The organism is Variovorax sp. 01T439_2, from assembly GCF_056398445.1.
In genome coordinates, this window is the sequence record NZ_JBFTPJ010000855.1 from 1 (window position 1) to 2,581 (window position 2,581).

The window sequence follows — 2,581 nt, forward strand, 5'->3', positions numbered from 1 at the left end:
CCTTGTTGCTCATGGCCTGGCCGATCAGCTGGCTCTTGGTGAGCTCGGTTTCCTTGGGCGCGTTCGGGCGGTTGCGCTCGCTGCTCGTGATGCCGGTCGGCACGAAGTACGGGCACAGGAGGCTCGTGCCGATCTGGTCGGTGACCAGCGTCAGGTCCTGGTACAGCGTCTCGGTCAGGCTCACCACCGCGGCTTTCGCTGCGTTGTAGATGCCCATGTTGGGCGGCGTGAGCAAGCCCGCCATGCTGGCCGTGTTGGTGATGTGGCCGCGGTAGGCCGGGTCCTTGGCGGCGGCCTCGAGCATCATCGGCGTGAACAGGCGCACGCCGTGGATCACGCCCCACAGGTCCACGCCCAGCACCCACTCCCAGTCGGCCACGGTGTTCTCCCACACCAGGCCGCCCGCGCCCACGCCGGCGTTGTTGAACACGAAGTGCGGCGCGCCGAAGCGCTCCTTCACCGCAAGGGCCAGGGCTTCCATCTGCGCGGCGTCCGACACGTCGACCTTGCGCGCCAGCACCTGCGCGCCGGCGGCTTCCATCTCGGCGCGGGCCTTGTCGAGCGCGTCCTGCTGCACGTCGACCAGCACGAGGTTCATGCCGCGCGCAGCCCCGATGCGCGCGCACTCGAGGCCGAAGCCCGAACCCGCGCCGGTGAGTACGGCCGTCTTGCCCTTGAAGTCCTGAATCATTTGCCGGTGTCCTTCTTGCGTTGAATGTCTCTGACTGACGTTGGAGCCGCTATTGAAATACGGAACGCGCCGCGGCGCAGTCACGAAGGTGCCCATGCCGGCGCTTCTGCTTCTTCTTCAGGCCTCCGCTTTCTTCAGCACATAGCCGATGCGCGGGAAGTGCACGTGCACCGTGCCCACGCGCTCGTGGCTGCGTTCCAGCGTGTAGTGCGTGCGCGTGGCGGCCACCAGCGTGCCGGGGGTTTCCTCCAGGCCGAAGCTCTCGGCGCGAATGGTGACCGCGCTGCCCAGCGCAATGCCGTGGTCGTCCTGGAAGGTGCTGTCTGTCAGCAGCGTGTGCGGCGTGCCGGCCTTGGCGATGGCGATGGCTTCGTCCGAGCTGGATTTTTCGATGCTGCCGTGGCCGATGGCGGCCATGCGGTCCATCCAGTCGATGACCGCGGGTGTGAGATCGAGGATGCCGCGCACCGAGTCGATGCGGCGTGTGTACCAGAGCGGGTGGTAGACCGAGAAGTCGGCAATGCACGGCACCTCGCCGAGCAGGTAGGGCTTGTCGTCGAGCATGTCGGACAGGCGGCGCAGGTACGACTTGTAGGCGCTGGTGGCATCGGCCGGACGCAGCCGCGTCATGTTGCCCGTGCTCATCTTCGCGCGGTCTTCGCCGAAGGCCTTGGCGGCTTCGGGCGGCGCTTTCGCAAACAGCTCGGCCGCGCCGCGGGGCTGCATGCTCCAGGCCATGGCGGCCCAGAACAGCGTGGTGTCGGCCCACTGCGCGAGGATGCGCGACATGCCTTTTTCGGGCTCGGGGTAGAGCGTGGCTTCGGGCTGCAGGTGCTCGAGCACGTCGGCGATCAGCGCGCTGTCGCAGTAGACGTCGGCGCCGATCTGCAGGAACGGCGTCTTGCGGTAACCGCCCGTGAGCACCTCCACGTCGGGCTTGGGCATGACGGGCGGAATGAGCACGGACTTCCACGCCAGCTTCTTGGCGCCAAGGATGAGCCGCACCTTCTCGGAGAACGGCGAGGTGTTGTAGTGGTGCAGGATGAGTTCGGCCATGTGCTGGTTTCCCGTGGATGAAATGTTGGAGCTCAGCGCGGCTGCGCGCGCTCGATGATCGAATCGAAATCGGTGCCCGCGCCCAGCGTGCCGAAGGCATTGCCCCAGTCGCCGCCCAGCCGCGATGCGCAGAAGGCGCCCACGACGGCCGGCGGCGCGGTCTGTGCGAGCAATGCCGCCTGCACCGCCAGGGCCACGTCCTGCGCGAGGCGCCGCGCCTCGGCCTCGGAAGCCATGGCCTCGATGCGGGCCGGCAGCGCGTCGGCCAGGCGGTCGAGCGCCGCATGCTGGCCGCGCGCGGGCGCCAGCTCCTTGGCCAATGCGGCCAGCGCATCGCCCTTGCGCAGGCCGCGCAGCAGGTCGAGCGCCATGATGTTGCCGGCGCCTTCCCAGATCGAGTTGAGCGGCATCTCGCGGTAGATGCGCGCCATGATGCCCTCGCCGCCCTCTTCCACATAGCCGTTGCCGCCGAGRCATTCCATGGCTTCCTGGGCGAAGTGGCTGCCGCGCTTGCAGATCCAGAACTTGGCGACCGGCGTGAGCAGGCGCGCCATCAGGCGCTCGTGCTCGTCGGCCTGCCGGTCGAAGGCGCGCGCGAGGCGAATGGCCAGCGCGGTGGAGGCCTCGCTTTCGAGCGCGAGGTCGGCCAGCACGTTCTTCATGAGCGGCTGCCCGATCAGCGGCTTGCCGAAGGCCATGCGCTGGCTCGCATGGTTGATCGCGATGCCGAGCGCCTGCCGCATCAGGCCGCTGGTGCCCAGCGCGCAGTCGAGCCGGGTCATGGTGCCCATCTCGAGGATCTGCGGAATGCCGCGCCCCTCTTCGCCCACGAGC

The 2,581-nt window shown here is 68.3% G+C and carries 3 protein-coding genes; all 3 read right to left on the bottom strand.

The annotated features are described in order from the left end of the window. Window positions 1-691, bottom strand: a 691-nt coding sequence (locus tag AC1DOC_RS28800; RefSeq protein WP_478131031.1) for an SDR family oxidoreductase, incomplete at its 3' end; no start/stop codon positions are given. A 117-nt stretch (window positions 692-808) separates the two neighbouring features. Then, window positions 809-1,747 carry a glutathione S-transferase family protein gene (locus tag AC1DOC_RS28805; RefSeq protein ID WP_027729635.1) on the bottom strand — a complete coding sequence of 313 codons (939 nt, stop codon included), beginning with the start codon at window positions 1,745-1,747 and terminating at the stop codon, window positions 809-811. Window positions 1,748-1,779: 32 nt separating this feature from the next. After that, on the bottom strand, window positions 1,780-2,581 hold an 802-nt coding region (locus tag AC1DOC_RS28810), incomplete at its 5' end, for an acyl-CoA dehydrogenase family protein (RefSeq protein WP_478131032.1).

What these genes read in the sequence shown, in the direction of transcription:
- AC1DOC_RS28805 (WP_027729635.1), bottom strand. Translation starts at nt 1,747, where the DNA reads ATGGCCGAACTCATCCTGCACCACTACAACACCTCGCCGTTCTCCGAG.